The organism is Streptomyces brasiliensis (assembly GCF_014647875.1).
GTDB lineage: Bacteria > Actinomycetota > Actinomycetes > Streptomycetales > Streptomycetaceae > Streptomyces > Streptomyces brasiliensis.
In genome coordinates this window covers 187789-212937 of the sequence record NZ_BMQA01000008.1, presented here as the reverse complement: position 1 = coordinate 212937, position 25149 = coordinate 187789, and the positions used below count along the sequence as shown (strand labels likewise).

General features: G+C 69.4%; 27 protein-coding genes, 1 tRNA gene, 1 pseudogene and 1 riboswitch. Of the genes and pseudogenes, 17 read left to right on the top strand and 12 right to left on the bottom strand.

All coding sequences use genetic code 11. The features are described 5' to 3' along the window. Positions 1-108: 108 nt before the first annotated feature. Positions 109-603, top strand: a complete 495-nt coding sequence (locus IEZ19_RS15445) for a hypothetical protein (protein ID WP_189311759.1) — start codon at positions 109-111, stop codon at positions 601-603. 14 nt (positions 604-617) lie between these two features. On the opposite strand, the gene IEZ19_RS15440 is transcribed toward IEZ19_RS15445, so the two are convergent. Further along, positions 618-1061, bottom strand: a complete 444-nt coding sequence (locus tag IEZ19_RS15440) for a type II toxin-antitoxin system PemK/MazF family toxin (protein WP_189311758.1) — start codon at positions 1059-1061, stop codon at positions 618-620. 246 nt (positions 1062-1307) lie between these two features. Here IEZ19_RS15440 and IEZ19_RS15435 point away from each other — a divergent pair, with 246 nt between their 5' ends. Continuing rightward, the gene (locus IEZ19_RS15435) at positions 1308-2060 is read left to right on the top strand and encodes an MBL fold metallo-hydrolase (RefSeq protein WP_189311757.1); all 753 of its coding nucleotides are present in this window, start codon (positions 1308-1310) and stop codon (positions 2058-2060) included. A gap of 89 nt (positions 2061-2149) precedes the next feature. On the opposite strand, the gene IEZ19_RS15430 is transcribed toward IEZ19_RS15435, so the two are convergent. Beyond that, positions 2150-3406, bottom strand: coding sequence for a PTS transporter subunit EIIC (locus tag IEZ19_RS15430; RefSeq protein WP_189311756.1), 1257 nt, complete (start codon positions 3404-3406; stop codon positions 2150-2152). A gap of 140 nt (positions 3407-3546) precedes the next feature. Continuing rightward, positions 3547-4839, bottom strand: coding sequence for a PTS transporter subunit EIIC (locus IEZ19_RS15425; protein WP_189311755.1), 1293 nt, complete (start codon positions 4837-4839; stop codon positions 3547-3549). Positions 4840-5025: 186 nt separating this feature from the next. Between IEZ19_RS15425 and IEZ19_RS15420 the strand changes: the two genes are divergently transcribed. The 4 genes from IEZ19_RS15420 to rdgB all read left to right on the top strand — a co-directional run bounded on the left by IEZ19_RS15420 (position 5026) and on the right by rdgB (position 7270). Continuing rightward, on the top strand, positions 5026-5259 hold the full coding sequence (locus tag IEZ19_RS15420) for a PTS sugar transporter subunit IIB (protein ID WP_189311754.1): 234 nt from the start codon (positions 5026-5028) through the stop codon (positions 5257-5259). 77 nt (positions 5260-5336) lie between these two features. Further along, positions 5337-6074 (top strand): ribonuclease PH, encoded by a 738-nt coding sequence (gene rph / locus IEZ19_RS15415; RefSeq protein ID WP_189311753.1) that lies wholly within the window; start codon positions 5337-5339, stop codon positions 6072-6074. Positions 6075-6230: 156 nt separating this feature from the next. Next, positions 6231-6635, top strand: a complete 405-nt coding sequence (locus tag IEZ19_RS15410) for a hypothetical protein (RefSeq protein ID WP_189311752.1) — start codon at positions 6231-6233, stop codon at positions 6633-6635. Positions 6636-6667: 32 nt separating this feature from the next. After that, positions 6668-7270 carry an RdgB/HAM1 family non-canonical purine NTP pyrophosphatase gene (gene rdgB, locus IEZ19_RS15405; protein WP_189311751.1) on the top strand — a complete coding sequence of 201 codons (603 nt, stop codon included), beginning with the start codon at positions 6668-6670 and terminating at the stop codon, positions 7268-7270. Positions 7271-7310: 40 nt separating this feature from the next. Here the strand turns inward: rdgB and IEZ19_RS15400 are convergent. Continuing rightward, positions 7311-7393, bottom strand: a tRNA-Leu gene (locus IEZ19_RS15400). A 177-nt stretch (positions 7394-7570) separates the two neighbouring features. After that, on the bottom strand, positions 7571-8038 hold the full coding sequence (gene bcp, locus IEZ19_RS15395; protein ID WP_189311750.1) for a thioredoxin-dependent thiol peroxidase: 468 nt from the start codon (positions 8036-8038) through the stop codon (positions 7571-7573). Positions 8039-8131: 93 nt separating this feature from the next. Here bcp and IEZ19_RS15390 point away from each other — a divergent pair, with 93 nt between their 5' ends. The 3 genes from IEZ19_RS15390 (at position 8132) to IEZ19_RS15380 (ending at position 9370) form a co-directional block, all read left to right on the top strand. After that, positions 8132-8461: a DUF3618 domain-containing protein gene (locus tag IEZ19_RS15390; RefSeq protein WP_189311749.1), complete on the top strand. Its 330-nt coding sequence runs from the start codon at positions 8132-8134 to the stop codon at positions 8459-8461. 106 nt (positions 8462-8567) lie between these two features. Beyond that, positions 8568-8870 carry a GroES family chaperonin gene (locus IEZ19_RS15385; RefSeq protein WP_373296984.1) on the top strand — a complete coding sequence of 101 codons (303 nt, stop codon included), beginning with the start codon at positions 8568-8570 and terminating at the stop codon, positions 8868-8870. Between the two features lie 82 nt (positions 8871-8952). Next, positions 8953-9014, top strand: a riboswitch (guanidine-III (ykkC-III) riboswitch). A 35-nt stretch (positions 9015-9049) separates the two neighbouring features. Continuing rightward, positions 9050-9370, top strand: a complete 321-nt coding sequence (locus tag IEZ19_RS15380) for a DMT family transporter (protein ID WP_189311747.1) — start codon at positions 9050-9052, stop codon at positions 9368-9370. Positions 9371-9374: 4 nt separating this feature from the next. Here the strand turns inward: IEZ19_RS15380 and IEZ19_RS15375 are convergent, their stop codons facing one another. Next, positions 9375-11759, bottom strand: a complete 2385-nt coding sequence (locus IEZ19_RS15375) for a transglycosylase domain-containing protein (protein WP_189311746.1) — start codon at positions 11757-11759, stop codon at positions 9375-9377. Between the two features lie 196 nt (positions 11760-11955). On the opposite strand from IEZ19_RS15375, the gene IEZ19_RS15370 reads away from it, so the two are divergent. Genes IEZ19_RS15370 through IEZ19_RS15355 form a run of 4 tightly spaced genes read left to right on the top strand, consistent with a single transcriptional unit; the run spans position 11956 to position 15374 of the window. After that, the gene (locus IEZ19_RS15370) at positions 11956-12762 is read left to right on the top strand and encodes an ABC transporter permease (protein ID WP_189311745.1); all 807 of its coding nucleotides are present in this window, start codon (positions 11956-11958) and stop codon (positions 12760-12762) included. Between the two features lie 49 nt (positions 12763-12811). After that, entirely contained in the window at positions 12812-13576 is a 765-nt protein-coding gene (locus IEZ19_RS15365; protein WP_189311869.1) for an ABC transporter permease, read from the top strand. A gap of 7 nt (positions 13577-13583) precedes the next feature. Continuing rightward, on the top strand, positions 13584-14588 hold the full coding sequence (locus IEZ19_RS15360; RefSeq protein WP_189311744.1) for an ABC transporter ATP-binding protein: 1005 nt from the start codon (positions 13584-13586) through the stop codon (positions 14586-14588). Between the two features lie 33 nt (positions 14589-14621). After that, a complete protein-coding gene (locus IEZ19_RS15355; RefSeq protein ID WP_189311743.1) occupies positions 14622-15374 on the top strand; it encodes a DUF1707 SHOCT-like domain-containing protein in 753 nt (250 codons plus the stop codon). A gap of 293 nt (positions 15375-15667) precedes the next feature. On the opposite strand, the gene IEZ19_RS15350 is transcribed toward IEZ19_RS15355, so the two are convergent. After that, a complete protein-coding gene (locus IEZ19_RS15350) occupies positions 15668-17032 on the bottom strand; it encodes an SGNH/GDSL hydrolase family protein (RefSeq protein ID WP_189311742.1) in 1365 nt (454 codons plus the stop codon). A 184-nt stretch (positions 17033-17216) separates the two neighbouring features. Between IEZ19_RS15350 and IEZ19_RS15345 the strand changes: the two genes are divergently transcribed. Further along, entirely contained in the window at positions 17217-18590 is a 1374-nt protein-coding gene (locus IEZ19_RS15345) for a DUF445 domain-containing protein (protein ID WP_189311741.1), read from the top strand. A 10-nt stretch (positions 18591-18600) separates the two neighbouring features. On the opposite strand, the gene IEZ19_RS15340 is transcribed toward IEZ19_RS15345, so the two are convergent. Next, positions 18601-19050 carry a hypothetical protein gene (locus IEZ19_RS15340; RefSeq protein ID WP_189311740.1) on the bottom strand — a complete coding sequence of 150 codons (450 nt, stop codon included), beginning with the start codon at positions 19048-19050 and terminating at the stop codon, positions 18601-18603. Between the two features lie 101 nt (positions 19051-19151). On the opposite strand from IEZ19_RS15340, the pseudogene IEZ19_RS15335 reads away from it, so the two are divergent. Next, a pseudogene (locus IEZ19_RS15335) lies at positions 19152-20117 on the top strand (GlxA family transcriptional regulator); the annotation flags it as partial. Here the strand turns inward: IEZ19_RS15335 and IEZ19_RS50675 are convergent. Next, positions 20115-20417 carry a hypothetical protein gene (locus IEZ19_RS50675; RefSeq protein ID WP_229840357.1) on the bottom strand — a complete coding sequence of 101 codons (303 nt, stop codon included), beginning with the start codon at positions 20415-20417 and terminating at the stop codon, positions 20115-20117. The pseudogene IEZ19_RS15335 and the gene IEZ19_RS50675 sit on opposite strands and share 3 nt — an antisense overlap. A 303-nt stretch (positions 20418-20720) precedes the next feature. On the opposite strand from IEZ19_RS50675, the gene IEZ19_RS15330 reads away from it, so the two are divergent. Continuing rightward, on the top strand, positions 20721-21545 hold the full coding sequence (locus tag IEZ19_RS15330; protein ID WP_189311739.1) for an inositol monophosphatase family protein: 825 nt from the start codon (positions 20721-20723) through the stop codon (positions 21543-21545). A gap of 147 nt (positions 21546-21692) precedes the next feature. Here the strand turns inward: IEZ19_RS15330 and IEZ19_RS15325 are convergent, their stop codons facing one another. Together IEZ19_RS15325 and IEZ19_RS15320 are read right to left on the bottom strand one after the other, a co-directional pair. Continuing rightward, positions 21693-22235 (bottom strand): MOSC domain-containing protein, encoded by a 543-nt coding sequence (locus tag IEZ19_RS15325; RefSeq protein WP_189311738.1) that lies wholly within the window; start codon positions 22233-22235, stop codon positions 21693-21695. 248 nt (positions 22236-22483) lie between these two features. Continuing rightward, positions 22484-22975, bottom strand: coding sequence for a hypothetical protein (locus IEZ19_RS15320; RefSeq protein WP_189311737.1), 492 nt, complete (start codon positions 22973-22975; stop codon positions 22484-22486). A gap of 192 nt (positions 22976-23167) precedes the next feature. Here IEZ19_RS15320 and IEZ19_RS15315 point away from each other — a divergent pair, with 192 nt between their 5' ends. Next, the gene (locus tag IEZ19_RS15315; RefSeq protein WP_189311736.1) at positions 23168-24442 is read left to right on the top strand and encodes an NsdA family TPR-like regulatory protein; all 1275 of its coding nucleotides are present in this window, start codon (positions 23168-23170) and stop codon (positions 24440-24442) included. Here the strand turns inward: IEZ19_RS15315 and IEZ19_RS15310 are convergent. Next, entirely contained in the window at positions 24423-25085 is a 663-nt protein-coding gene (locus tag IEZ19_RS15310) for an HAD family hydrolase (protein ID WP_189311735.1), read from the bottom strand. The genes IEZ19_RS15315 and IEZ19_RS15310 overlap by 20 nt on opposite strands. Between the last annotated feature and the right edge of the window lie 64 nt (positions 25086-25149).

Here is a 25149-nt window from a genome sequence, read left to right as displayed (position 1 = left end):
GGAGGACCCCGGCCGGATGATCCGGCCGGGGTCCGCGCCGGGATCCGATCGCCCACGGGGTACGTCACATATGCACCAGGTCCCTCCCGGCGAAAAGGCGGTCCCCCCATGCGCCGTACCACCCTCCACGGCACCACGATCCTGGCCGCGGCGGTGCTCCTCCTCATGGGCTGCGGCACCGACAACGACGCCGGCCAGGGAAACGCGGGCGGCCGCAGCAGCACGGTCTCGCCCTCGCCCACGCCGTCGACGCCCGCCGGGCCGTCGACCTCGCCCGGCGCCTGCACGTCCCAGGTCCAGCTCAACGCCGACGACAGCGGCCGCATCATCTGCCTCACCCGCGGCGGGCAGGTCCGTATCACCCTGGACGGCACGAAAGAACGTCCCTGGAAGCCGGTCGCCATCAGCGGATCCGGGGTGCTCAGGCCCATCAATGCGGGCATCGTGGTCATGCCGGGGGACGCGAATGTCGCCTACGAGGCGATCGCCTCCGGCACGGCGACCCTCACCTCGTCCCGCCCGCTGTGCGCGAGCCCCACCGCTCCCGGCCAGGTGTCCTGCATGGGCATCCAGGAGTGGACGGTGACGGTCCGGGTCCGCTGAGCACCCGGGTCCGGCTAACCGGCGAGGTGCCGTACCTGGTCCCACAGGACCGGGTCGACCACGCCCACCCGGCGCCGGAAGTCCCACACCGGGACCTGGCGCAGCTCGTCGGTTTCCAGGAAACTCGGCCGGCCGTGCGCGTCGCCCACCGAACCCGGCGGCAGCGGGATCACCCCGGCCCGCTCGTCGTGGTACTTGCTGGTGATCTTCGCGACCGTGGCCCGCTTGCCGTGCACCGCCAGCACCAGACAGGGCCGGTCCTTGGTACCCGGCCCTTGTTCGTACGGCACGTTCGCCCACCAGATGTCACCGGGCGCCGGTCGCGCCGCCGCACGTTCACGCCGTCCCGGCGGCCGCGTGCGCTGCGGCCGCCGGCTGCGTCCCCAGCCGTCGACGAGCGTGGCGACGAGCGCGAGCAGCACCACTGCCGCGAGCGCAAGCCACCAGGACGTGTCCATACGACGACGTTACCGGCGCGCGATTCCCGGCGCGCGCCCTCTCACTGGACTGATGCGCCCCGGGTCCAGCCGAACCGGTGACACCACAGGTGAGTTCGCCCACAACGGCCCCTGGCAGAGGAGCGACCGGCTCTTCTGCGCCTTACGCTCGACGGACCGCACGACCCCTCTCCGCCCCAGCCCGACTCCTTCTCTCCTTCCTCCTTTCTTTCCTTCCGGATTCCCGCCAACGGAGGTTTCTGCTTCATGAAGCTCACCGTCGTCGGCTGCTCGGGGTCGTTCCCGTCCGCGGAATCGGCCTGTTCGAGCTACCTCGTCGAGGCCGACGGCTTCCGGCTGCTTCTCGACATGGGCAACGGCGCCCTGGGCGAGCTGCAGCGCCACTGCGGTCTCTACGACCTCGACGCGATCTTCCTCAGCCATCTGCACGCCGACCACTGCATCGACATGCTCGCCTACTTCGTGGCGCGCTACTACCGGCACGACGGCGGCCGCGCCGACCAGCTGCCCGTCTACGGCCCCGAGGGCACGGAGCAGCGGTTGACCACCGCCTACGCCGACACCCCCACCGCCTCCTCCATGAGCGAGGTCTTCGACTTCCACACGGTCAAGCCGTCCACGTTCGAGATCGGCCCGTTCACCGTGCACACCGAGAGGGTGCGCCACCCCGTGGAGGCGTACGGCATCCGCGTCGAGCACGCCGGGAAGTCGCTGACCTACTCCGGGGACACCGGTGTCACCGAGGCGCTCGACGAGCTGGCCAGGGACACCGACCTGTTCCTGTGCGAGGCCGCGTTCACGTACGGCAAGGAGAACATCCCGGACCTCCACCTCAACGGCCGCGAGGCCGGCGAGACGGCGGCCCGCGCGGGTGCCCGCCGCCTGGTCCTCACGCACATCCCCCCGTGGACGGACCCCCAGATCAATCTCGCCCACGCCCGCGAGGTCTACGACGGCCCGGTGGAACTTGCGACACCCAGAGCGACGTACGAGATCTGAGTCCGTACGGGGTTCAGGCCTGTACGCACACACGAAGGCCCCGGAACCAGGGAGTTGGTTCCGGGGCCTTCGTCACGCCGTGGCGGGACTCACGCCTTGGTGAGGTCCTCGATCTCCTCCTCGGGCTCACGGCCCGGGGTCTTCAGATCGAACTTGGTGATGGCGAAACGGAAGGTCGCGTAGTAGATGACTGCGAACACCAGGCCGATCGGGATGATCAACCAAGGCTTGGTCGCCAGGTGCCAGTTGAGCGCGTAGTCGATGAAACCGGCCGAGAAGTTGAAGCCGGCGTGCACGCCCAGTCCCCAGGTCACTGCCATCGACACGGCGGTGAGGACCGCGTGCAGCACGTACAGGACCGGCGCGACGAACATGAACGAGAACTCGATCGGCTCGGTGACGCCGGTGACGAACGAGGTCAGCGCGAGGGAGACCATCATGCCGAGCACGGCCTTGCGACGCTCGGGGCGCGCGGTGTGGGCGATGGCGAGCGCGGCGGCCGGCAGGCCGAACATCATGATCGGGAAGAACCCGGACTGGAAGATACCGGCAGAGGGGTCACCAGCGAGGAAGCGCGTGATGTCACCATGCACCACTTCGCCGGAGGCGTTCTTGAAGTCGCCGAGCTGGAACCAGGCCACGGTGTTGACGAACTGGTGCATGCCGACGGGGATCAGGGCGCGGTTCACCGCACCGAACAGGGCCGCGCCGCCCGAACCAAGGCCGGTCATCCACTCGCCGAAGTTCGAGATGCCGTTGCCGATCGGCTCCCAGACCAGGCCGAAGAAGACGCCCATCACGATGCCGACGAAGGCCATGATGATCGGCACGAGTCGGCGGCCGTTGAAGAAGCCCAGCCAGTCGACCAGCTTGGTCCGGTGGAAGCGCTGCCAGAGCACGGCGGCGAGCAGACCCATGATGATGCCGCCGAGCACTCCCGGGTCGTTGTACGTGGCCGGGACGTCCTGGCCCTTCTGGATCACCGCTTCGGTGACCGGGAAGGCCTGCAGGACCTTGCTGTAGACGAGGAAGCCCACCACCGCGGCGAGGGCGGTCGAACCGTCCGACTTCTTGGCGAACCCGATGGCCACGCCGATGCAGAACAGGAGCGGCAGGGTGCCGGTCAGCGCGCTGCCCGCGTTGTTGAACACGGCGGCGACCTTGTCCCAGCCGAGTCCGTCCTTGCCGAAGATGTCGTCCTGGCCCAGCCGGACCATGATGCCCGCCGCCGGCAGTACGGCGATGGGCAGCTGAAGGCTGCGGCCGACCTTCTGCAGGCCCTGGAACAGGCCGGATCCCCGCTTCTTCGCGGGAGCCGCCGCAGGCGTGGCGGTGGCGGTGCTCATACGTCCTCCATCGGGTGGTGGTCTACACCACTCAGTGGTGTAGACCTGTTGTAGCAGATGAAGGCCCCCTAAGGAACCCGCCAAATCGGCAACCGGAGCGCTACGCGCTGTGCTCCGTTCAGGCCCCCGCAGGTCCGCCGTCAGACCTTCGTCACGTCCTCCACCTGCTCCTCCGGCTCCCGCCCCGGAGTCTTCAGGTCGAACCTCGTGATCGCGAAGCGGAACACCGCGTAATAGACGACGGCGAAGCACAGGCCGATCGGGATGATCGCCCAGGGTTTCGTCGCCAGATTCCAGTTGATGACGTAGTCGATCAGGCCCGCCGAGAAGCTGAACCCGTCGTGCACCCCGAGCGTCCACGTCACCGCCATCGAGACACCCGTCAGCAGCGTGTGCACCGCGTAGAGAAGGGGGGCGATGAAGAGGAACGAGTACTCGATCGGCTCCGTGATGCCCGTGACGAACGACGTCAGCGCCACCGACAGCATCAGCCCGCCCACCTCCTTGCGGCGATGCGGCTTCGCACAGTGCGTGATCGCCAGCGCCGCCGCCGGCAGCGCGAACATCATGATCGGATAGAAACCCGACGTGAACTGGCCCGCGTGCGGATCACCCGCCAGGAACATGTTGATGTCACCGTGCACCACCTGCCCGTCCGGCTTCGTGTAGCTCCCGAACTGGAACCAGATCGGCACGTTCAGGAACTGGTGCAGTCCCACGACGAGCAGCGCACGGTTCGCGACCCCGAAGACCCCCGCACCCCATGCCCCCGCCTCCCGCAACCACCCGCTGAAGCTCTCCAGCCCGCTCCCGATCGGCGGCCAGATCCACAGACACAGCGCCGCGAACAGAATCGCGACGAACGCCATGATGATCGGCACGAGCCGCCGCCCGTTGAAGAAACCCAGCCAGTCCACCAGCTTCGTACGGTGGAAACGCGCCCAGAAGAACGCCGCCAGCAGCCCCATCACGATGCCGCCGAAGACACCCGGGTTCTGAAAGGTGAACGGCATCACCGAACCGTTTGCGACGACCTGGCAGCCGACCTGCGCGACCGCCTTCGAGCCGCCGGGACAGTCCGCCGGGAACTGGTGCAGCACCCCGTAGTACACGAGGAACCCCGCCACCGCCGCCAGCGCCGTCGACCCGTCCGACTTCTTCGCCATGCCGATCGCGACACCCACACAGAACAGCAGCGGCAGACCGAGCGAGCCGTCCAGGAGCGCGCCCCCCGCGCCCAGCATCACCTTCGACACCGTCGTCCAGCCGAGTCCGTCGGCCCCCACCACCCCCGGCTGACCGAGCCCGATCAGCAGACCCGCCGCCGGCAGCACCGCGATCGGCAGCTGCAGGCTCCGCCCCATCTTCTGCAGCCCCTGGAACACCCTCTGCAGGCGGACCCGCGCGGGAGACGCCGTGCTCTCGGCGCTCATGGGCCTCCTCCCCACCGCTCCCCACGGAAGCGGGTTTGGTGACCGTCGCACCACTGGTGTAGACCAGTTGGCGCACGGCTCCGCCGTCGTGAACGCCATCATTCGGTACCGGTGACATGACCGCTCGCGAAGCTGGGCCAACTGTGGGTTACTGCGACAAAGCGGTTCGGATCAGGGAGAAGGAACATGGCCAGCAAGGCTGAGAAGATCGTCGCCGGGCTCGGCGGCATCGACAACATCGAGGAGATCGAAGGCTGCATCACCCGCCTGCGCACCGAGGTCGCCGACCCCTCGCTGGTCGACGAAGCCGCCCTGAAGGCCGCCGGCGCCCACGGCGTCGTCAAGATGGGCACCGCCATCCAGGTCGTCATCGGCACGGACGCCGACCCCATCGCCGGGGAGATCGAAGACATGATGTGACGCACACGCATCACCCTCAAGGGGCTCTTCCCGACGCGGGAGGAGCCCCTCGCGCACGTACGGCTAGGCTCGACGCCATGTCTCGAATCGACGGCCGCACCCCCCAACAGCTCCGCCCCGTCACCATCGAACGCGGCTGGAGCAAGCACGCCGAGGGCTCCGTCCTCGTCTCCTTCGGTGACACCAAGGTCTTCTGCACCGCATCCGTCACCGAAGGCGTCCCCCGCTGGCGCAAGGGCAGCGGCGAGGGCTGGGTCACCGCGGAGTACGCCATGCTGCCCCGCGCCACCAACACCCGCGGCGACCGCGAGTCCGTCAAGGGCAGGATCGGCGGCCGTACCCACGAGATCTCCCGCCTCATCGGCCGCTCCCTGCGCGCCGTCATCGACTACAAGGCCCTCGGCGAGAACACCATCGTCCTCGACTGCGACGTCCTCCAGGCCGACGGCGGCACCCGCACCGCGGCCATCACCGGCGCCTACGTCGCCCTCGCCGACGCCGTCACCTGGGCCCACCGCAGGAAACTCATCCGGGCCGGCCGCCAGCCCCTCACCGGCACCGTCTCCGCGGTCTCCGTCGGCATCGTCGGCGGCGTCCCCCTCCTCGACCTCTGCTACGACGAGGACGTCAAGGCCGAGACCGACATGAACGTCGTCTGTACCGGCGACGGCCGCTTCGTCGAGGTCCAGGGCACCGCCGAGGCCGAACCCTTCGCCCGCGAGGAGCTCAACGACCTCCTCGACCTCGCGGTCGCCGGCTGCACCGAACTCGCCACCCTCCAGCGCGCGGCCCTGACCGCCGCCCTCGAAAAGTAAAGCGCAGCCCAAAACCAGCCGTCCGGCGGGGCAACCCCGCCCACCTCCCCGGCGTCCCTAGGGATACGGGCGCGCGGACCACCACCGCGCGCCCGGCCGGCCGTTCCAGTCCGTGCCTGTCGTAGCCCAGGCCGTCCCAGGGGGAGGAACCCACCCATGGCCGCGAGCCGACGCCGACGTCGAGCCCGTATCACCGCCGTTGCCGCCACCGCGGTCGCCCTGCTCACCGCCGGGCTCGCCACCGGCTGTTCCGCCGTCGACAAGGCCCTGGACTGCGTCCAGACCGCCGACTCCATCGCCGACAGCGTCACCGACCTCCAGCAGGCGGTGGAGAACGCGACGAACGACTCGACCCAGACCGACGAATCGCTGGCCGCCATCGAGAAGAACCTGGACAAGATAGGCGACAGGACGGACAACGCCGACGTCAACAAGGCGGTCGACGATCTCGGCAAGGCTGTGGACAACGTCCGCACGGCGATCAAGAACGGCGACGAGACCCCCGACATCACACCGGTCACGGACGCGGCGGGCGAACTGACAAAGGTCTGCACGCCGTAAGGCGCCGGAGTCCTACGGGAGATACTGACCGCATGACCCGCCTGATCCTCGCCACCCGCAACGCCGGAAAGATCACCGAACTCCGCTCGATCCTCGCCGACGCCGGTCTGCCCCACGAACTCGTCGGCGCCGACGCCTACCCCGACATCCCCGACGTCAAGGAAACAGGCGTCACCTTCGCCGAGAACGCACTGCTCAAGGCCCACGCCCTGGCCCGCGCGACAGGACTCCCGGCGGTCGCCGACGACTCCGGCCTCTGCGTCGACGTCCTCGGCGGCGCCCCCGGCATCTTCTCGGCCCGCTGGTCCGGCCACCACGGCGACGACAAGGCGAACCTGTACCTGCTCCTGGCCCAACTCTCGGACATCACCGACCCCCACAGGTCGGCCCACTTCGCCTGCGCAGCTGCGCTCGCCCTCCCGGACGGCCGCGAGCGGGTCGTGGAAGGCCAACTCCGGGGCCTCCTCCGCCACGCCCCCTCAGGCACGAACGGCTTCGGCTACGACCCGATCCTCCAGCCGGAGGGCGAGGCGCGAACGTGCGCCGAACTGACCCCCGAGGAGAAGAACGCGATCAGCCACCGCGGCAAGGCGTTCAGGGCGTTGGTGCCGGTGGTGCGGGAGTTGTTGGGCTGAGCATGGGAGAGGGGTCGCCCGTGGGCGACCCCTCTGGGTGTGCGGCCGATGGGAGTCGAACCCACATGGGCAAATGCCCCGAGGCACCTAAAACCTCTGCTTATACCATTCAGCAACGGCCGCGTGTCCGCCCATGCTACCGGGAATGCGTGCGGCGTCGGTTTCCGCCTCTGCATCACGTGCTGGTGATCGCGTCGCAGTTGGGGCACAGGAAACGAAGGATGCCCGGACTGCGAAGCGGCCCGTACCGGTGTGTCCCGGTGCGGGCCGCCCTGTGAGCCGGAACGCGTCCTCGGACTCTCAGATCCCCAGATCCTTGATGATCTTGGCCACGTGGCCCGTCGCGCGGACGTTGTACAGGGCCCGTTCGACCTTGCCCTCCTCGTCCACGATCACCGTGGAGCGGATGACGCCCATGTACGTCTTGCCGTAGTTCTTCTTCTCGCCGTACGCGCCGTACGTCTCGGTCACCGTCTTGTCCGGGTCGGCCAGCAGCGTGACCTTCAGGGACTCCTTCTCGCGGAACTTCGCCAGCTTCTCGGGCCGGTCGGGGGAGATGCCGATCACGTCGTAGCCCGCGCCGGTCAGGAGGTCCAGGTTGTCCGTGAAGTCACAGGCCTGCTTCGTGCAGCCGGGAGTCAGGGCCGCCGGGTAGAAGTAGACGATGACCTTGCGGCCCTTGTGGTCCGCCAAGGACACCTCGTTGCCGTCGGCGTCGGGGAGGGTGAATGCGGGGGCCACGTCACCGGGCTGGAGTCGCTCGCTCATCGGTCTAGCGTAACGGGGGGTCCTGACAGTGCGACCGCCCCGAGAACTGACAGACTGTCCGGAACAGCATCAGCAGACTTCGGAGGCCGAACGGTGGCGGACACGTCGGACACCAGAGACCCGGCGCAGATCGAGGCGGACATCAGGCGCCGCCGTGAAGTGCTGGCCGAGACACTCGACGAAATAGGGGTTCGGGTCCATCCGAAGACCATCGTCGGGGACGCCAAGGCCAAGGTCGTCGCCAACGTCGACCACACCCTCGGCCGGGCGTACGTCCAGGTCAACCGGGTGGTGAGCGACGTCAGGGCCCAGTTCGTGGACGAGGAGGGCGCGCCGCGTCTCGAGCGTGTCGTGCCCGTCGCCCTCGTCGCCGTCGGCGTCGTGGGCCTGCTCGTCCTGGGTACCCGGCGCCGCCGGCGCTGAGCAAGGGCCCACCCGGCACCGCACGGTCGCGTCAAAGGCAGGTAGGTTCAAAGGCGTGAGCGCCAACAGAAACAGCACCCCTCATCACGACAAGCTCCCCATCCGGATGCTGCACGACCGGGTTCTCGTGCGGCAGGACACCAGCGAGGGCGAGCGGCGTTCGGGCGGCGGGATCCTGATCCCCGCGACGGCGGCCGTGGGCCGTCGGCTGGCCTGGGCGGAGGTCGTGGCCGTGGGGCAGAACGTACGCACCGTGGAGCCGGGCGACCGCGTCCTGTACGACCCGGAGGACCGCGCCGAGGTCGAGGTGCGGGGCGTCCCGTACGTGCTGATGCGCGAACGCGATCTGCACGCCGTGGCCGCGGACCGGTTCGAGGGGTCGGAGGACTCCACCGGGTTGTACCTGTAGATGTAGCCGCCGTCGTCGCGGATCGACCGACGGTTTTGAGGGCCGGTGACTTTCGTCACCGGCCCTTTTTTGCCGCTCCTTTGCTAGCTTTGGAAGGGCCCGACGAGACGCGCCGTACCGGGACGCAGGCAAAGACGACGCACCGTCCGACTGCTGTCGTCCGTCTCGGAGGTGCCCCCATGGCCTGGGTTCTGCTCGTCGTCGCCGGTCTGCTCGAGGTCGGCTGGTCGATCGGGATGAAGTACACCGACGGCTTCACCCGGCCCGTCCCCAGTCTGCTCACCGGTTCCGGCATCGTCGCCAGCATGCTGCTGCTGTCGTACGCCGCCCGCTCCCTGCCCATCGGTACCGCCTACGGCGTGTGGGTGGGCATCGGTGCGGCCGGGGCGGCGGTGCTCGGGATGGTGGTGCTGGGGGAGCCGGTCACCGCCGCGCGGGTGTTCTTCGTGGGCCTGCTGCTGGTCGCCGTCGTGGGACTGAAGGCGACCTCCGGTCACTGAGCGGTCACGGTCTGAGGGGTGAACGGGTCGGCTGCGGGCCGCCCGGGCCGACCGTCGTGCCTGCCGTGCTGCCGTCGGTGGTGCCGCCCGTTCCGCCCGTTGCGCCCGTGGTCGTGCCGCCGTCCGTCGTGCCGCCGTCGGTGGCACCGCCCGTGGTCCCGCCGTCCGTGGTCCCGCCGTCGGTCGTCGTGCCTCCGTCGACGGGTTCGCCGTCGGTCGAGCCCCCGTCCGTCGCGCCGCCGTCCGTCGTGCCTCCGCCGTCCGTCGTGCCGCCGTCGTCCGAGCCGCCGGTCTGGCCCTGGGACTGGCCCTCGTTGTCCTCGCCGCCGTAGAAGCCCGTGCCGCCGTCGTCCTGGCCGCCGTAGCCGGGTTCGTCCGAGGGATCGGCGGTCGGGGGTTCGAATTGGTCCGCGCCGGGCTGGAGTTGGAGCTGGAAGTCGGTGACCGGCTCGCCCTGCAGCGCGTCCTTGGTGTACTGGGCCCAGATCTGGGTGGGCGGTCCGCCGCCGTTGATGCGGGCCAGGCCCAGCGCGCCGTACAGCGGTACGTGCTTGGCCGTCACCGGGTCCTGGCCCATCACGGCGACGACCGTGGCGAGGTCGGGGGTGTAGCCCGCGAACCAGGCCGCCGTGTCATTCTCGGCCGTACCGGTCTTGCCTGCGGCGGGCCTGCCGGCGGCCAGGGCGGCGGTCGCGGTACCGCTGTCGACGACGCCGCGCAGCATGGACGTCGTGGTGTCGGCGGCCTCGCGGCTGACGGCCTGCCGGGTCTCCTGCTCGGGCAGTTCGACGTCCTCGGTGCCGTCCTTGGTGACCTTCTGGACCATCGTGTACGTGCTGTGGCGGCCGTGGTTGGCGAGTGTCGCGTACGCCTCGGCCATGTCCAGGACGCTGGCGGTGGCGGTGCCGAGCGCGATGGACGGGGTGGGCGAGAGGTCCTTGGTGTCGGCCGGGATGCCGAGGTCGACGGCGGTCTGCTTCACCTTGGCGGGGCCGACGTCGACGGCCATCTGCGCGTACACCGCGTTCACCGACAGGTCGGTGGCGTGGCGCACGGTGATCTCGCCGTACGACTTGGAGTCCTCGTTCTCGGGGGCGTACAGCCCGCCGTTCCAGCCCTGCACGGGGCGCTTGCTGGTGCCGTCGTAGTAGGTGTTGGGGGTGATGGCCTGCCCGCGCTGGGTGGTCGAGCCGTTCTCCACCGCCGACGTGAACACGAAGGGCTTGAAGGTGGAGCCGACCTGGAAGTCCCCGCGTGTCGCGCCGTTCGTGTACTGCTTCACGTAGTCGACGCCGCCGTACATGGCGACGATCTTGCCGGTCTTGGGGTCGACGGAGGCGCCGCCCGCGCGGACGTACGTGTCGGCCTCGCGCTCCTTCTTGTCGAGCTTGGACATCAGCTGGTCGACGACCGCCTTGACGAAGGCGTTCTGCTTGTCCTTCTCGAGGGTGGTGGTGATGCGGTAGCCGCCGGCGGCCAGTTCGTCCGCGTCGACGATGTCGTGGGTGATGAGGTAGTGCTTGACCGCCTCGACGATGTAACCGCGCTGTCCGGACAGGCCGGTGGAGAGGGTCTGTTCCTTCGGCATCGGGAACTTCAGGCCGGCCCGTTCGGTCGGGCTGAGCCAGCCCTGTTCGACCATGCCGCTCAGGACGTAGTTCCAGCGGGCCACGGCCCTGGCCTTGTTCTCCGGGTGGGCGACGACGTCGTACTCGCTGGGCGCGTTGACGAGCGCGGCGAGGTAGGCGGCGCGGGCCGGGTCGAGGTCGCGCGCGTCCTTGCCGTAGTAGGCCTGGGCGGCGGCCTGGATGCCGTAGGCGTTGCGGCCGAAGTAGCTGGTGTTGAGATAGCCCTCGAGGATCTCGTCCTTGGACGCGTTGCGGTCCAGCTTGATGGCGATGAAGAACTCCTTCACCTTGCGGGTGACGGTCTGTTCCTGTGCCAGGTAGTAGTTCTTCACGTACTGCTGGGTGATGGTGGAGCCGGACTGCTTGCCCTTGCCGGTGGCCGTGTTCCAGCCGGCGCGCAGCATGGCCTGGGGGTCGATGGCGGACTCGGTGTAGAAGTCCCGGTCCTCGGCGGCCAGTACGGCGTGCTGGGCGTCCTTGGAGATCTGGGCGAGGGTGACGTTCTCCCGGTTGACCTCGCCGTCGCGGGCCAGTTGAGTGCCGTCGGCGTAGAGGAAGACGTTGCTCTGTTTGACGGCGAGGGCGTTGGCCGACGGGATCTGCACCAGGGAGTAGCCGAGGAGGAACAGGCCGATCACGAGGAGTACGGCGGTGAAGAAGCCGCCGAGCACCATGCGCCAGGTCGGGATCAGCCGCCGCCAGCCCGTACGCTTCGGCCTCTTCGGCGGTGTCGGCTGTTGCGGCTGCGGCTCGTCGCTCATGTCGTGCACGGACTCCTGTTTTCGTCGCGTACGGTCGTGTACGCCTCGTAACGCCTTCTGCGCCCTCTGTTGAAGACTCTCGCACCAAGCGTTCCGTTCCCGGTTTTCGGCACGCTTCCGCGCGGAAAATGCGTGGCCCGCCGCGCCGTGGGCCCATTAGGCTCCTGCGCTTGTGTGCCGGGCGGTCGGGAGGTCGATGGATGTGGGCGCTGCACGGTTGTACGCGGCCGTCGCGGCGGGGAGTTTCAGGCGATATACGACGTATCGGGCGGCGACGGCGGCCGGGGTGTTCACCAACACGGTCTTCGGGCTGATCCTCGTGTACACCTACCTGGCCCTGTGGGACCAGAAGCCGCACCTGGGCGGCTACGACCAGGCGCAGGCGGTCACCTACGTGTGGCTCGGTCAGGCCTTCCTGTCCACGCTCGCGATCGGCGGCGGCGGAGTCGAGGAGGAACTGATGGAGCGCATCCGCACCGGCGACGTCGCGATCGACCTGTACCGTCCTGCCGATCTCCAACTATGGTGGCTGGCCTCGGACTTGGGCCGGGCCTTCTTCCAGCTGATCGGCCGGGGCGTGGTGCCCTTCCTGTTCGGGGCGCTGTTCTTCCCGATGGCGCTGCCCGCGTCCGCCGCGCGGTGGGCAGCGTTCTTCGCTGCGATCGTGCTGGCGATGCTGGTCGGTTTCGGGATCCGCTTCCTGGTGGCGCTGAGCGCGTTCTGGCTGCTCGACGGCGCGGGCACGGCGCAGATGGCGTGGCTCGTCGGGCTGTTCTGCTCGGGGATGCTGCTGCCCCTGAACGTCTTCCCGGGCGCGCTCGGCGAGGTGGTACGGCTCCTGCCGTGGTCGTCGCTGCTCCAGGCACCGGCGGACGTGCTGCTGGGGCACGCGGACCCGCTCGCCACGTACGCCTTCCAGGGGGCGTGGGCGGTGGTGCTGTTCGCGGCGGGGCGGCTGCTGCAGTCGGTGGCCACGCGCAGGGTGGTGGTGCAGGGTGGCTGAGGACAGCAGGCTCGTGCAGGGGCTGCGCGCGTACCGGTTGATCGCCGGGATGTGGATCCGCTCCACGATGGCCTACCGTGCCTCGTTCGTCATGACGGCGGTGGGCAACTTCGCGATGACGTTCCTCGACTTCGTGACGATCGCCCTGATGTTCTCCCAGGTCGACGCGCTGGGCGGGTACTCGCTGTCCGAAGTCGCCTTCCTGTACGGCCTCTCCGGCGTCTCGTTCGGCATCGCCGACCTGGGGATCGGCTCGATGGACCGGCTGGGGCGCCGGGTGCGCGACGGCACGCTGGACACCCTGCTGGTGCGTCCGGCGCCGGTGCTGGCGCAGCTGGCGGCCGACCGGTTCGCGCTGCGCCGCCTCGGCCGGCTCACGCAGGGCGCGCTGGTCCTCGGCTACGCGCTGGCGACGGTCCATATCGCCTGGACGCCGGCGAAGCTGCTGCTGATGCCGGTGATGCTGGTCAGCGGGGCGGGGATCTTCTGTGCGGTGTTCGTGGCGGGGGCGGCGTTCCAGTTCGTGGCGCAGGACGCCTCGGAGGTGCAGAACGCGTTCACGTACGGCGGTACGACGCTGCTGCAGTACCCGCCCACCGTGTTCGCGAAGGAACTGGTGCGCGGGGTGACGTTCGTGCTGCCGTTGGCCTTCGTCAACTGGCTGCCCGCGAGCTTCGTGCTGGGGCGGCCGTATCCGCTCGGCCTGCCGGAGTGGACGGCGTTCACCCCGCCGCTGGTGGCGGTGGCGTGCTGTGCCCTGGCCGGGCTGGCGTGGCGGGCGGGTCTTCGGTCGTATCGGAGTACGGGGAGCTGAGGGACGTATGGCAGTGGACGGCGCTTTCATCGAACTCGACGGCGTCGAGAAGGTCTTCGACGTGCGCAGGAAGACCGGCTTCCTGAAGCGGGAGCGGCGGCAGGTGCGCGCCGTCGACTCGATCTCCTTCACCGTGGCGCGCGGCGAGATGGTCGGCTACATCGGCCCGAACGGCGCCGGGAAGTCGACCACGATCAAGATGCTGACCGGCATCCTCACCCCGAGCGGCGGCCGGCTGCGGGTGGCCGGCATCGACCCGTCCCGCGACCGCACGCGGCTGGCCCACCGCATCGGCGTGGTGTTCGGGCAGCGCACGACCCTGTGGTGGGACCTGCCGCTGATCGACTCCTACCGTCTCGCGCACCGCATGTACCGCATCCCGGACGCCCGTTACCGCGAGAACCTCCACCGCTGCGTCGAACTCCTCGAACTCACCGACCTGTTGGACGTCCCGGTGCGCCAGCTCTCCCTCGGCCAGCGCATGCGCGGCGACATCGCGGCGGCGCTGCTGCACGACCCGGAGGTCCTCTACCTCGACGAGCCGACGATCGGCCTCGACGTGATCTCCAAGGCCAAGGTGCGCGGCTTTCTGCGCGAGCTGAACGCCGACCGCGGCACGACGGTCCTGCTGACCACGCACGACCTCCAGGACATCGAGCAGTTGTGCTCGCGTGTGATGGTCATCGATCACGGGCGCCTGATGTACGACGGCCCGCTCACGGGGCTGCACGAGGCGGGCGAGAGCGAGCGGACCCTGGTGGTGGACCTGGAACGGGAGCTGCCTCCGGTCGAGGTGCCCGGGGCGCGGGTCGTACGGGTGGAGGGACCGCGCCAGTGGCTGGCCTTCCCGGCGTCCGCGTCGGCGGCGCCGCTGGTGGCGCGGATCGCGGCGGAGTATCCGCTGGTGGATCTGTCGGTGCGGGAGCCGGACATCGAGGCGGTGATCGCGCGGATGTACGCTGACGCGGACGCGGGCGCGGAAGCGGGGGAAGCGGAGAAAGCGGTCTCGTAGCCCTGGGCCGGGGGAACTCGTAGGCTGCTCTGTATGACCGACGATGCCCCGGAGCTGCGTGCCTCCGACGCCGACCGTGAGCGAGTCGCCGAGGTCCTGCGGGACGCCCTCACGGAAGGGCGGCTCGACATGGAGGAGTTCGAGGAACGGCTCGAAGCGACGTACAAGGCACGCACCTACGGAGAGCTGACGCCGCTCACCCGCGACCTGCCCGGCGCGGGCGCGGTGGCGCCGCCGGTCGTGTCCTTGAACAAGGAGCCTGCCGAGAGCGGGAGTTGGGCGAGCCGGATCGTCGGCGGCGAGGGCTCTTCGGCCGGGGCCGTGGCCATCATGTCCGGCTTCCAGCGCAAGGGCCGCTGGACGGTGCCGAAGCGCTTCACCTGCTTCGCCTTCTGGGGCGGCGGGGAGCTCGACCTGCGCGAGGCGAACTTCGCCGAGCACGAGGTGGAGATCAACTGCGTGGCGATCATGGGTGGGATGCAGATCATCGTGCCGCCGGGCGTCGAGGTCGTCGTCAAGGGCCTGGGGATCATGGGCGGCTTCGACCAGCGCGAGGCGGGCGTGCCGGGCGACCCCGGCGCCCCGCGCGTGGTCGTGACCGGGTTCGCCTTCTGGGGCGGCGTCGGCGTGGAACGCAAGGTCACGCGCGCCGAGCGGCAGCGCCTCAAGGAGGAGCGCCGGCAGGAACGGCTGGACCGCAGGCGTGAGCGCCGCGAGCTGACGGAGCGGGACCGGGGCGCCCGCCACCGCTGGGAGGACCGGGAGCGGCGGCACTGGGAGCACTGACGGCTGCCGCCGGGCCTGCCGGGAGTCGTGACGGCCGCTTTTGTTGATCGGGAGTGTGACGGCTGCTCCTGCTCGCCGGGAGTTGTGATGGCCGCTTCTGTTGATCGGGAGTTGTGACGGCTGCTCCTGCTCGCCGGGAGTTGTGACGGCCGCCCCCGCTCACCGGGAGTTGTGACGGCCGCCCCTGCTCACCAGGGCGCTGACGGCTGCCGCCGGGACCGCTGACCGGCCGCCGCGCCTGTCGTGAGCCAGGCGCGTGCCTCATGGCTCGCCGTGCCCCAAGACTCGGCTGCCTACAGCTCGGCCTGCCCGGCTCCCTTGAGTTTCCGCAGGTCGAAGGTGTCCGCCATCTGCTGGTAGCCGTTGTCGCTGGGGTGCAGATGGTCGCCGGAGTCGTACGCCGGGCCCAGCTTGCGCGGGTCGTACGGATCGCGCAGGGCCCGGTCGAAGTCGACCACGGCGTCGAAGACCCGCCCCGCCCGGATCTCCGCGTTGATCTGCTGCCGTACCGCTTCCTTGGCCGGGGTGTAGCCCCGGTGGCCGCCGAAGGGCATCAGGGTGGCGCCGACGACCTTGAGACCGCGGGCGTGCGCCTGGCGGACGAGGGTGCGCAGGCCCTCGACGATCCGGTCCGGGTCGGCGAGGTTCGGGTTGCGCAGGATGTCGTTGACGCCGAGGTCGACGACCACGACCTTGACGTTGGTCCGGGACAGGACGTCACGGCCGAAGCGGCTCAGCCCGCTCGGGTTGTCGGCGGGGCGGCCGAGACCGTTCGCCAGGATCTGGTTTCCGCTGATGCCCTGGTTGACGACGCTGTAGCGGGGCAGCTCCGCGCCGCTCGCCAGTGCCGCGTGCAGCCGGTCCGAAAGAACGTCCGGCCAGCGGTGGTTGGCGCCCTCGGTGGAGGTGATGCCGTCGGTGAGCGAGTCGCCGAGGACGACGACGGTGCCGTCTGACTCGTTGCTCAGCACGTCGAGGGCCGTCAGATAACGCCAGTTCGGCGTCAGCGCGGTGTACGACGCGCCGCTCGCGTCCTCGGTACGGTCGCCGAGTGCGGCGTACGACAGCTGCCGCGCGTGCGGGTGGTAGGTGACCGGTCCGGCCGCGGTGGGGGAGTAGGTGGTGACCAGGACGTCCGTGTCGTGCGGGATCGCGATGCGCACGGCGTCGCTGAGCACCTGCCCGCCGGCCGGTATGACGACCCTGGTGCTGCCGCCGAAGGTGAGCCGCCGCATCGTCTCCGCGGCGGCCTGGGGCGTGTTGTCACCGGCCGCGACCGCGATGGTGGCGTGCGTGACGGCCAGCGGCGACTGGCCGTAGAGGTTGGACAGGGTGATCCGGGCGCTGGTGCCGCCCACGCTCGCGTGCACGACGTTGCGCACCGAGCGGCCCGCCAGACCGGTCGTCTCCGTGCCGGGCTCGGCACCCGCGGGGGAGGCGGACCAGGAGCCGACCCAGGTGCCCGTGGAGACGGGGGCGGCGGAGGAGTCGCGGTGCGCCCGGTTGTCGGTGATGGTGCCGAGGGGGCTGCCGTCGTCGGCCGCGACGCCGAAGTAGATCGCCGCGGACAGTCCCAGGATCAGCGCGACGATCGCGCTGAGCACGGCGCGGTGCTTTGCGGGGGACACCCCCGCACCCCCGTCATGACGCCTGGTCATGATTGTGTTGTTCCCCCTCCGGAGACGGGAGCCCCCGGACTCCCGATCTTGATCACTCCATGATGCGCCATGAGCGGAGGAGATCTGACACGCCCCCGCCATGAACATGCGTGCCCGCATTCCCCGCCCCGACAGACGTCGGGAACTCCTGTTCCGTTCCGGGAGTAGGTCAGGAAGGGACAATGTGTGGGGGATCGCCGAACGGGTGGAGCAGATGGAACGCACGGAAACGGGCACGGACAGGGACCGGGAGACGGCACCGGGGGACAGCGCCGTCGCCCCCACGCACCGCACCATGACCGCGTTCACGCCCGCCGACGAGGAGCGGCAGCGCGGCGTACGGCGCATGAAGCTCACGGCGACCGGCCTGCTGCTGTGCGTGGCCGTCGTCTACGTCCTGGCGAGATGGGGCTCGCACGGTGAGGCGGGCACCTGGACGGCGTACGTCGCGGCGGCTGCCGAGGCGGGCATGGTCGGCGCGCTGGCCGACTGGTTCGCGGTCACGGCCCTCTTCCGCCATCCGCTCGGCCTGCCCATCCCGCACACCGCGATCATCCCCACCAAGAAGGATCAGCTGGGCATCTCCCTGGGCGAGTTCGTCGGCGAGAACTTCCTCTCCCAGGACGTCGTACGCCAGCGGCTGCGCGCGGTGGGCATCGGCAGCAGACTCGGCGCCTGGCTTGCGGAGCCGGAGCACGCGGACCGGGTGACGGCGGAGCTGGCGACGGCCCTGCGGGGCGCGCTGACCGTCCTGCGTGACTCGGACGTCCAGGCGGTGGTCGGCGAGGCGATCACGCGGCGCGCGAACGCCCAGGAGATCGCGCCCGGCATAGGGAAGATGCTGGAGAAGGTCGTCGCGGACGGCGGGCACAAGCGGGTCGTCGACCTGGTGGTGGCCCGCGCCCACGACTGGCTCGTCCTGCACGACGAACAGGTCATGGACGCCGTCCAGGGCGGGGCTCCCGGCTGGACCCCCCGCTTCGTCGACAAGAAGGTCGGCGAGCGCGTCTACAAGGAGCTGCTGCGCTTCGTCACCGAGATGCGGGACATGCCCTCCCACCCGGCGCGCGGCGCCCTCGACCGCTTCCTCGGCGACTTCGCCTCCGATCTGCAGTCCGACACGGACACCCGGGCGCGCGTGGAGCGGCTGAAGGGCGAGGTGCTCGGCCGTGGCGAGGTCCAGGACCTGATCGCCTCCGCCTGGACGGCCGTACGATCCATGATCGTCTCGGCGGCCGAGGACGAGCGCAGCGAGCTGCGGCTGCGGGTGCGGGCCGCGCTGCTGTCACTGGGCGCCCGCATGGCCACCGAGCCCAAGGTCCAGGACAAGGTGGACAGCTGGGTCGAGGGCGCAGCGGTCCACGTGGTGACGACGTACCGCAAGGAGATCACGTCCCTGATCACCGATACGGTGGCCGGCTGGGACGCCGAGCACACGACCCGCAAGATCGAGGCCCATATCGGCCGAGACCTGCAGTTCATCCGCATCAACGGCACGGTGGTGGGCTCGCTGGCGGGCCTGCTGATCTATACGGTGTCGCGGGCGCTGGGGGCGTGAGGCGCCTGGCTCATGCGCCGGTGGTCGAGCCGGGCCGGACGATCATCAGGACCGTCACGGCCGCCCACAGCAGGTTGAACATCCCGGTGAACATGGCGAGCCGTACGGTGGCCTGGCGCGTCCCGCCGCCCTCGACGAGCGCGCTCTGCACGGGCAGCACGAGCGCGCCCAGGACGACGGCGGCCAGCGCCGTCAGGACGATGGACACGATCAGCCAGGCGCTGCCGAGCACACCCATGCTGCCGGCGGTGGCGAACCCGAACACGGGGACGGCGACACCGACCACGCCGTACACCCGGCAGATCCGGTGCAACAGCTCCACGGTCCCGGCCGCCCGGGGATCGTCCGGGGTGTCCAGGGCCCTGCGGGCGGCGGGCGGGAACATGCTGGCGGCGACGGTCACGGGGCCGACGGCGACGACGGCGGCCAGGACGTGCACGATCAGGAGGAACTTGGTCACGGGGTGACGCTAGGCGGGCGCTGGATCTCGCAGAAGTGGCGGGACTGCCATGGCTCAACGGATTCTCGCCAAGGGGTCCTGAGCCGCCGTACGGTCGTGCCATGCACACCGTGGCCGTACTCGCCCTGGACCAGGTCATCCCGTCCGACGTCTCCGCCCCGATCGACACCTTCGGCTGGGTCCGGCTGCCGGACGACAGCCCCGCCTACCGGGTGCGGGTGTGCTCACCGGCGGAGGAGGTGACTGCGGCCGGGGGCGCGTTCACGCTGCGGGCGCCGTACGGCCTCGACGAGCTGGCGGAGGCCGACACGATCATGCTGCCGGGCACCGCGGACCCTGCCGCCCCCCTCCCGCCGGGCGTCGCGGAGGCGCTGCGCGAGGCGGCGGCGCGCGGCACGCGCATCGCGTCGATCTGCGTGGGCGCGTTCATCTTCGCGGCGACGGGCCTGCTGGACGGTCTGCGCGCGACGACGCACTGGGTGGCGGCCGAGGACCTGGCGGCACGGTACCCGGAGATCACGGTCGACCCGAACGTGCTGTACGTCGACAACGGCCAGTTCCTCACCTCGGCGGGCGCGGCGGCGGCCATGGACATGTGCCTGCACATGGTCCGCAAGGACCACGGCTCGACGGTCGCCGCGCACGCGGCCCGGATGTGCGTGATGCCCCTGGAACGGGAGGGCGGCCAGGCCCAGTTCATGATCCACGACCTGCCCCCGGCCCCGGCGGGCGGGCTCCTGGAGCCGCTGCTCGCGTGGCTGGAGGAGAACTGCGACCAGGACTTCACGCTGGAGGAGATCGCCACGAAGGCGGGCATGAGCAGCCGCACCCTCAACCGCCGCTTCCGCGAACAGACGGGCACGACGCCGTTGCAGTGGCTGCACCGGGCGCGGGTGAGGCGCGCACAGTACCTGCTGGAGACGACCGGCCACCCGGTCGAACGCATCGCCGTACAGGCAGGCTTCGGCTCCCCGACGGCCTTCAGGGAACGGTTCCGCAGGGTGGTGGGCACGAGCCCGCAGGCTTATCGGCGGGCGTTCAGGACGGGGGGGGCTGAGTCCGTGTCAGCCCCGGCGGTCGGCGACGGCCCAGGAGGCCAGGGCGACGGCGCCGGCGACCCCGAACACGGACGGCCAGGCGCCCACCTTCTTGGCCAGCGGGTGGGACCCGGCGAAGGCGGCGAGGTAGGCCGCGCTCAGCGCCCCCGCGGCCGTACCGCCGGCGCTCTTCCGCCACTGCTGAGCGGCGGCAGCGCCCGCGACGGCCAGAACGGCCCCGCCGAGCGGCCTCTTCCCGGTCCACCGGGCAACGCCGTACCCACCGACGAGCCCACCCGCGGCGATCACCGAACTGGGAACCTTGGCCATGTCTGCCTCCTTTGTCTGACCTCCGAGGCTAAGCCGGGCTCACTGGCCGCACCGAACATGAGTCGAGGCTTGTCAACTTCCTCCGGGGGAGCGACCCCGACGACGGCACGCTGGGACGTGAATTCGGTGCTGACGGTCGTCGCGGACCTGTTGGGCGACGACCTGACACACCCAATCCCGGCGCGCCTCCCGCAGAGGTGCGCTCTGTCGTTCGGTACGGCGGAGCCGGCTCCGATGCCGTGAGGTGGAGGGTCGTGGCAATCTTCCTGCAGACCGTTTTCAGGCCACCGCCGGAGAAGACCCGTGAACAAGCGCGACCTGGACCTCGAAGTGGACCTGGACAAGGCCCTGTCCGTGGCAACGGACCTGGCCGCCTGGGCGTCGGAGGTGATCCGCCGCCCACGCGGCCAGGCGGAGGCACGGGAAAAGGCAGGCCCCGCCGACATCGTCACGGAGACCGACGAGGCGATCGAGACCCATGTCCGCTCGGCCCTGCGGGCGGCCTTCCCGACCCACGGCATCGAGGGCGAGGAATACGGCACCGACGAGCCGGCCACTCCGAACGCCCCACGCTGGGTGGTGGACCCCGTGGACGGCACCACGAACTACGCCCACGGCCTCGGCTGGTGCTCCTTCTCCCTGGGCCTGGTGGCCCCGGACGGCATCCCGCTCCTGGGCCTGGTGGCCGACCCCTGGCGATCGGAGGTGTTCACTGCCGTCCGGGGCCGCGGCGCCCGCCTGAACGGCGCCCCGATCCACGCGGCCGGCCACACCACCCTCACCGGCCACGTCTTCCTCACGGAATGGGCGGCCCACGCCCACTGGCCCGGCCTGGACGCGCTCCTCACCGCCCTCGCCGCCCGCCACTGCACGGCCCGTGTCATGGGCTCCACGGCTCTCTCCCTGGCCCAGGTCGCCGCAGGCCGAGCCACGGCGGCCGCGATCGGCGAATTCCACGCGGTGGACGGTCTCCCGGCGTACCTCATCGCAACGGAGGCGGGCGCCGTGGCCCTGCCCGAACTCCCTTCACGCGACAAGCCGTTGCTTCTGGCGGCGCCCGGCGTGGCGGACGAGGCGGCGGAACTGTGGCACGCGGTCCACCAGCCGGGCGCGCTCGGACTCAGCTAGCGGACGGCCGGCTTCGCAGGGCAGTCGGCCTTCGGCCCGCCCTTGGCCCCAGCAAGATCGACATACCGTTCGGCTGCACGACACTGCGCACGGCGCGCGGCGCGGGCTGCAGACTTGTTTGTCTGTCGTGCCCGGCAGACCGGGCGCTCAGACGCGGTCGAGCGCCCGATGCGGCCCGTCGGGAAGCTCGGCCTTGACGATGTCTCCCGGCCGTACGACCCCACCCGCCTTCACGACACTCATGATCCCGGCCTTGCGCACGAGATTCCCGTCCTCGTCCCGCCCGACGACCTGCTTCAGCAACCCACCCTGGAAGTTGTCGATCTGCACGCAGGGGTTACGCAGCCCGGTCACCTCGACGACGGCCTCGTCGCCGATCCGCAGCAGCGTCCCCACGGGGAGCCCGAGCAGATCGATACCACGGGTGGTGATGTTCTCGCCGAGCTCACCGGCGGCGACCCGGAACCCAGTGGTGCCGACCTCCTCGAACAACTCCTCATGAATGAGATGAACCTGCCGAAGATTGGGCTGAGTCGGATCCTGCGCAACTCGCGACCGATGCTTGACGGTCACCCCGGCGTGCACGTCCCCTTCCACTCCGAGCCCAGCGAGCAGATTGATGCTGTCCCGGTTCGGCTTGGTGAACGAGTACTCCCCATTACTGCTGACGGCTGTCACTGTGCCCTGCATACGGCAACCCCCTGGTCCCCTGGTGTCATCGAGACCATAACCCGGGTGAGGCGTGGCAGGGATCTTCCGCTCGGAGGCCAGGCACGACACCACCAAAGAAGCGGCAGGCCGAGGGCACCTGGAAGCCAACGGCGGCTACAACGCCGTACGTCGCTGCACCCGGACGTGCGCCCTGCCGCCAGGCACACAACGCAGCCACCTGCGCGTACGACCGTGGCCAGCGCGAGCGGGTGCTGATCTCGCTGATCTCAGGGTTCGGCTTGCTCGGAGAGCCGAATGCGCCCGGCTTTGACCAGGTCGACGATCAGCCGTGGCGTACACAAGTCGCCTTCGTACCGAGGCGGGACGACCCAGTAGGTGCCGGGAGGCTGCTGCCGATCGATGCGCGGCACTCCCAAGTAGGTGCCGTGCCCCAGGCAGGTCGCGACCTCTTCGTATGCCCAGACGAGTCCGGCATGCCCTTGGATCAAGGCGTAGTACGTCCCACCGGCACATCGCCTGTCGAAGATGATCGAGCCGCCCAGTAACTCCCCGAGAAACACGGCCACATCGCCACGATCGTCCGATTCGGCGACAGCGTGAACCACATCGGACGGCATACGCACGGCGGCGAACCGATTTCCGAGCGGGAGGAGCGCCACGCCCTGCGTCGCCCACTCCATCTGAGCTTGCGTCGGCATCGGGTGCTCTCGGGAAAGCCACTCCGCAATCTCCCTGTCCAAGCCCTCTTGCGTGTACACGGCCTACCCCTGTCTTCGTCTGTGTTCAGGAACGACAGACAGAGTTCATGAACTGATTTGTCATTTCGAGGACTTGGAGAGGTCTCTAACAGGACGTCAATGGGGCCTAAATGACACCATGAGGGTGATGTGGTGCGCTGTAGCGGACTTTCTGTGGGATGGTTGGGAGCACTCGCCATCAGGAGGTGCCCAGTGCCCCGGCCCGCCGGCAACGTCAGGCTCAAAGCGGCTCGAGTAGCCGCTGGTTTCAACTCGCAACAGGACTTGGCCGATGCCCTGACGGAGAACGCCAAGCACATGGGTATCCGTGGCCTGTCGGTCGGAGTCCGGCAGGTCCGTCGTTGGGAGTCGGACAACCCGCCCTGGCCACAGCCGGACTGCCAGCGCGTTCTCGTGCACCTCCTGGGCCAGAGCATGGAGGCGCTTGGCTTCACTCCACCGTGGGGTTCCGACGGACCACTGCCCAATCAGACTCGACGAGCACTGGTGGTCGGAGCTACCGCTGCGCTGGGAATGACAGTTGTGCCCGGACGAGCCGTCGCAGCACCACAACCAGCAACAACGGGGGCAGACTTCGAGGCGGTAACTCGATCTCACCGTCGGCTTTACTGGTCAGTTGCCCCTACCAAGCTGCACCCCGCCGTCGTCGCGCACGCGACACTGGGTTGTGCCCTGCTCCCCGAGACGGCGGATTCCACACGCCGCACGCTGGCTGCCGCACTGGCGGAGACATACCTCCTGGCAGGGCGGATCGAATTCTTCGACCTCCGTGAACCGGGCACGGCAGGTGACACCCTCCTCCTGGCCCTCCAGTCCGCAGGCGAAGCCGATGACGCCTTGCTCGGCTCCGCGATCATCGCCCATATGGCTTTCATCCCCGGCTGGGTGGGAGACAGGGACGCAGCTCTGGAGCGGATGATCGCGGCTCGTGCGTATGCCCGCCGCGCGCCTACGTCCGCGGAGTTCCTGGCGTGGCTGGATGCCGTGGAAGCCGAATGCGAGACCCGGTGCGGCAACACGCGCCACGCACTGCAGCTGATCGGCCATGCCGAGGACGTCCTCAAGGCGGGCAATGATCACCCGTCGCCCGAGTGGATGGACTGGTTCTCCCCTGCCAGGTTGGCTGCTTTCAAGGGAAACACCCAGATGATCGCGGGCCACTACCCACAAGCTCGCGAGACGCTTCTTGCTGCCTTGGACGCTATGTCACCTGGTGAGGACAAGCAGCGCAGTGTTGTGTACGGGGACCTGGCAGCCGTGGAAGCAACGTCGGGAAATCCTGAGCAGGCCTGCTCGTACGTATGCCAGGCCCTCGATCAACTGGCCGTCAACTGGTACGCCACGGGCATGGACCGTGTCCGCGATGTCCGCCGTGCGCTCACCCCGTACCAGCACGAACACTGCGTACGAGACCTGGACGACCGCCTGTACGACTGGTCGACGACCGTCAGCGCCCTGAGCCGTTGAACTCACAGATCAAGTCGCAAAGTTCAAGCAATCTGTCGATGCGGAAGTCGGGTAGTTCTCGAGCTTCGGCGCTGTTCCACTGAATCGTGGCCCAAGGTCCTCGACGTACAAGCGCGGTGTGCATGCCGGTTTCGAGGGCGGGACGGATGTCGTTGTCGCACCGATCACCGACGTACAGGATCTCGCCGGCCTCGAAGGGTACTGCGTTCGCGACGCGCTTGAAGAACTCGGGATCCGGCTTACTGGCCCCCCAGTCGTCCGAGGTAGCGATCAGGTCGACGTCGTCAGCGAAGAGCGCTCGCAGAATGCGCCCCGCCCGAACCGTCTGGTTGCCCGCGATCCCGAGCCACAGCCCGTCGCGTCGGAGTTGGGTAAGGCTCGGCCGGACATCCCCGTACAGGTCGTCCTCTCCGAACGTCTCCGCTTGCCCAGCTGCGGCTCGCTTCTCGCGCTCCTCATAGAGATCGAACCCGGGGCGAAACTCCTGAAAGGTCTCCCGGTAGTCACGACCCTGGGCAATCACGGCACCGAACATCGCGTGAAAGGTGTGCCGCGGCACCCCCAACCAGTCGGCCCAGGCCCCGTACTCACGGCTCTCGTCCACGAGACACTCACCGACGTCGAAGACCACCGCGCGAATCATGCGTGCAGGGTACCGACGCACTGCCTGGAGGCCGGTCCGGTGCCCACCTTGCTTACCCCGCCAG

What these genes read in the sequence shown, in the direction of transcription:
- IEZ19_RS15445 (WP_189311759.1), top strand. Translation starts at nt 109, where the DNA reads ATGCGCCGTACCACCCTCCACGGCACCACGATCCTGGCCGCGGCGGTG.
- IEZ19_RS15440 (WP_189311758.1), bottom strand. Translation starts at nt 1,061, where the DNA reads ATGGACACGTCCTGGTGGCTTGCGCTCGCGGCAGTGGTGCTGCTCGCG.
- IEZ19_RS15435 (WP_189311757.1), top strand. Translation starts at nt 1,308, where the DNA reads ATGAAGCTCACCGTCGTCGGCTGCTCGGGGTCGTTCCCGTCCGCGGAA.
- IEZ19_RS15430 (WP_189311756.1), bottom strand. Translation starts at nt 3,406, where the DNA reads ATGAGCACCGCCACCGCCACGCCTGCGGCGGCTCCCGCGAAGAAGCGG.
- IEZ19_RS15425 (WP_189311755.1), bottom strand. Translation starts at nt 4,839, where the DNA reads ATGAGCGCCGAGAGCACGGCGTCTCCCGCGCGGGTCCGCCTGCAGAGG.
- IEZ19_RS15420 (WP_189311754.1), top strand. Translation starts at nt 5,026, where the DNA reads ATGGCCAGCAAGGCTGAGAAGATCGTCGCCGGGCTCGGCGGCATCGAC.
- rph (WP_189311753.1), top strand. Translation starts at nt 5,337, where the DNA reads ATGTCTCGAATCGACGGCCGCACCCCCCAACAGCTCCGCCCCGTCACC.
- IEZ19_RS15410 (WP_189311752.1), top strand. Translation starts at nt 6,231, where the DNA reads ATGGCCGCGAGCCGACGCCGACGTCGAGCCCGTATCACCGCCGTTGCC.
- rdgB (WP_189311751.1), top strand. Translation starts at nt 6,668, where the DNA reads ATGACCCGCCTGATCCTCGCCACCCGCAACGCCGGAAAGATCACCGAA.
- bcp (WP_189311750.1), bottom strand. Translation starts at nt 8,038, where the DNA reads ATGAGCGAGCGACTCCAGCCCGGTGACGTGGCCCCCGCATTCACCCTC.
- IEZ19_RS15385 (WP_373296984.1), top strand. Translation starts at nt 8,568, where the DNA reads ATGCTGCACGACCGGGTTCTCGTGCGGCAGGACACCAGCGAGGGCGAG.
- IEZ19_RS15380 (WP_189311747.1), top strand. Translation starts at nt 9,050, where the DNA reads ATGGCCTGGGTTCTGCTCGTCGTCGCCGGTCTGCTCGAGGTCGGCTGG.
- IEZ19_RS15375 (WP_189311746.1), bottom strand. Translation starts at nt 11,759, where the DNA reads ATGAGCGACGAGCCGCAGCCGCAACAGCCGACACCGCCGAAGAGGCCG.
- IEZ19_RS15370 (WP_189311745.1), top strand. Translation starts at nt 11,956, where the DNA reads ATGGATGTGGGCGCTGCACGGTTGTACGCGGCCGTCGCGGCGGGGAGT.
- IEZ19_RS15365 (WP_189311869.1), top strand. Translation starts at nt 12,812, where the DNA reads ATGTGGATCCGCTCCACGATGGCCTACCGTGCCTCGTTCGTCATGACG.
- IEZ19_RS15360 (WP_189311744.1), top strand. Translation starts at nt 13,584, where the DNA reads ATGGCAGTGGACGGCGCTTTCATCGAACTCGACGGCGTCGAGAAGGTC.
- IEZ19_RS15355 (WP_189311743.1), top strand. Translation starts at nt 14,622, where the DNA reads ATGACCGACGATGCCCCGGAGCTGCGTGCCTCCGACGCCGACCGTGAG.
- IEZ19_RS15350 (WP_189311742.1), bottom strand. Translation starts at nt 17,032, where the DNA reads ATGACCAGGCGTCATGACGGGGGTGCGGGGGTGTCCCCCGCAAAGCAC.
- IEZ19_RS50675 (WP_229840357.1), bottom strand. Translation starts at nt 20,417, where the DNA reads ATGGCCAAGGTTCCCAGTTCGGTGATCGCCGCGGGTGGGCTCGTCGGT.
- IEZ19_RS15325 (WP_189311738.1), bottom strand. Translation starts at nt 22,235, where the DNA reads ATGCAGGGCACAGTGACAGCCGTCAGCAGTAATGGGGAGTACTCGTTC.
- IEZ19_RS15310 (WP_189311735.1), bottom strand. Translation starts at nt 25,085, where the DNA reads ATGATTCGCGCGGTGGTCTTCGACGTCGGTGAGTGTCTCGTGGACGAG.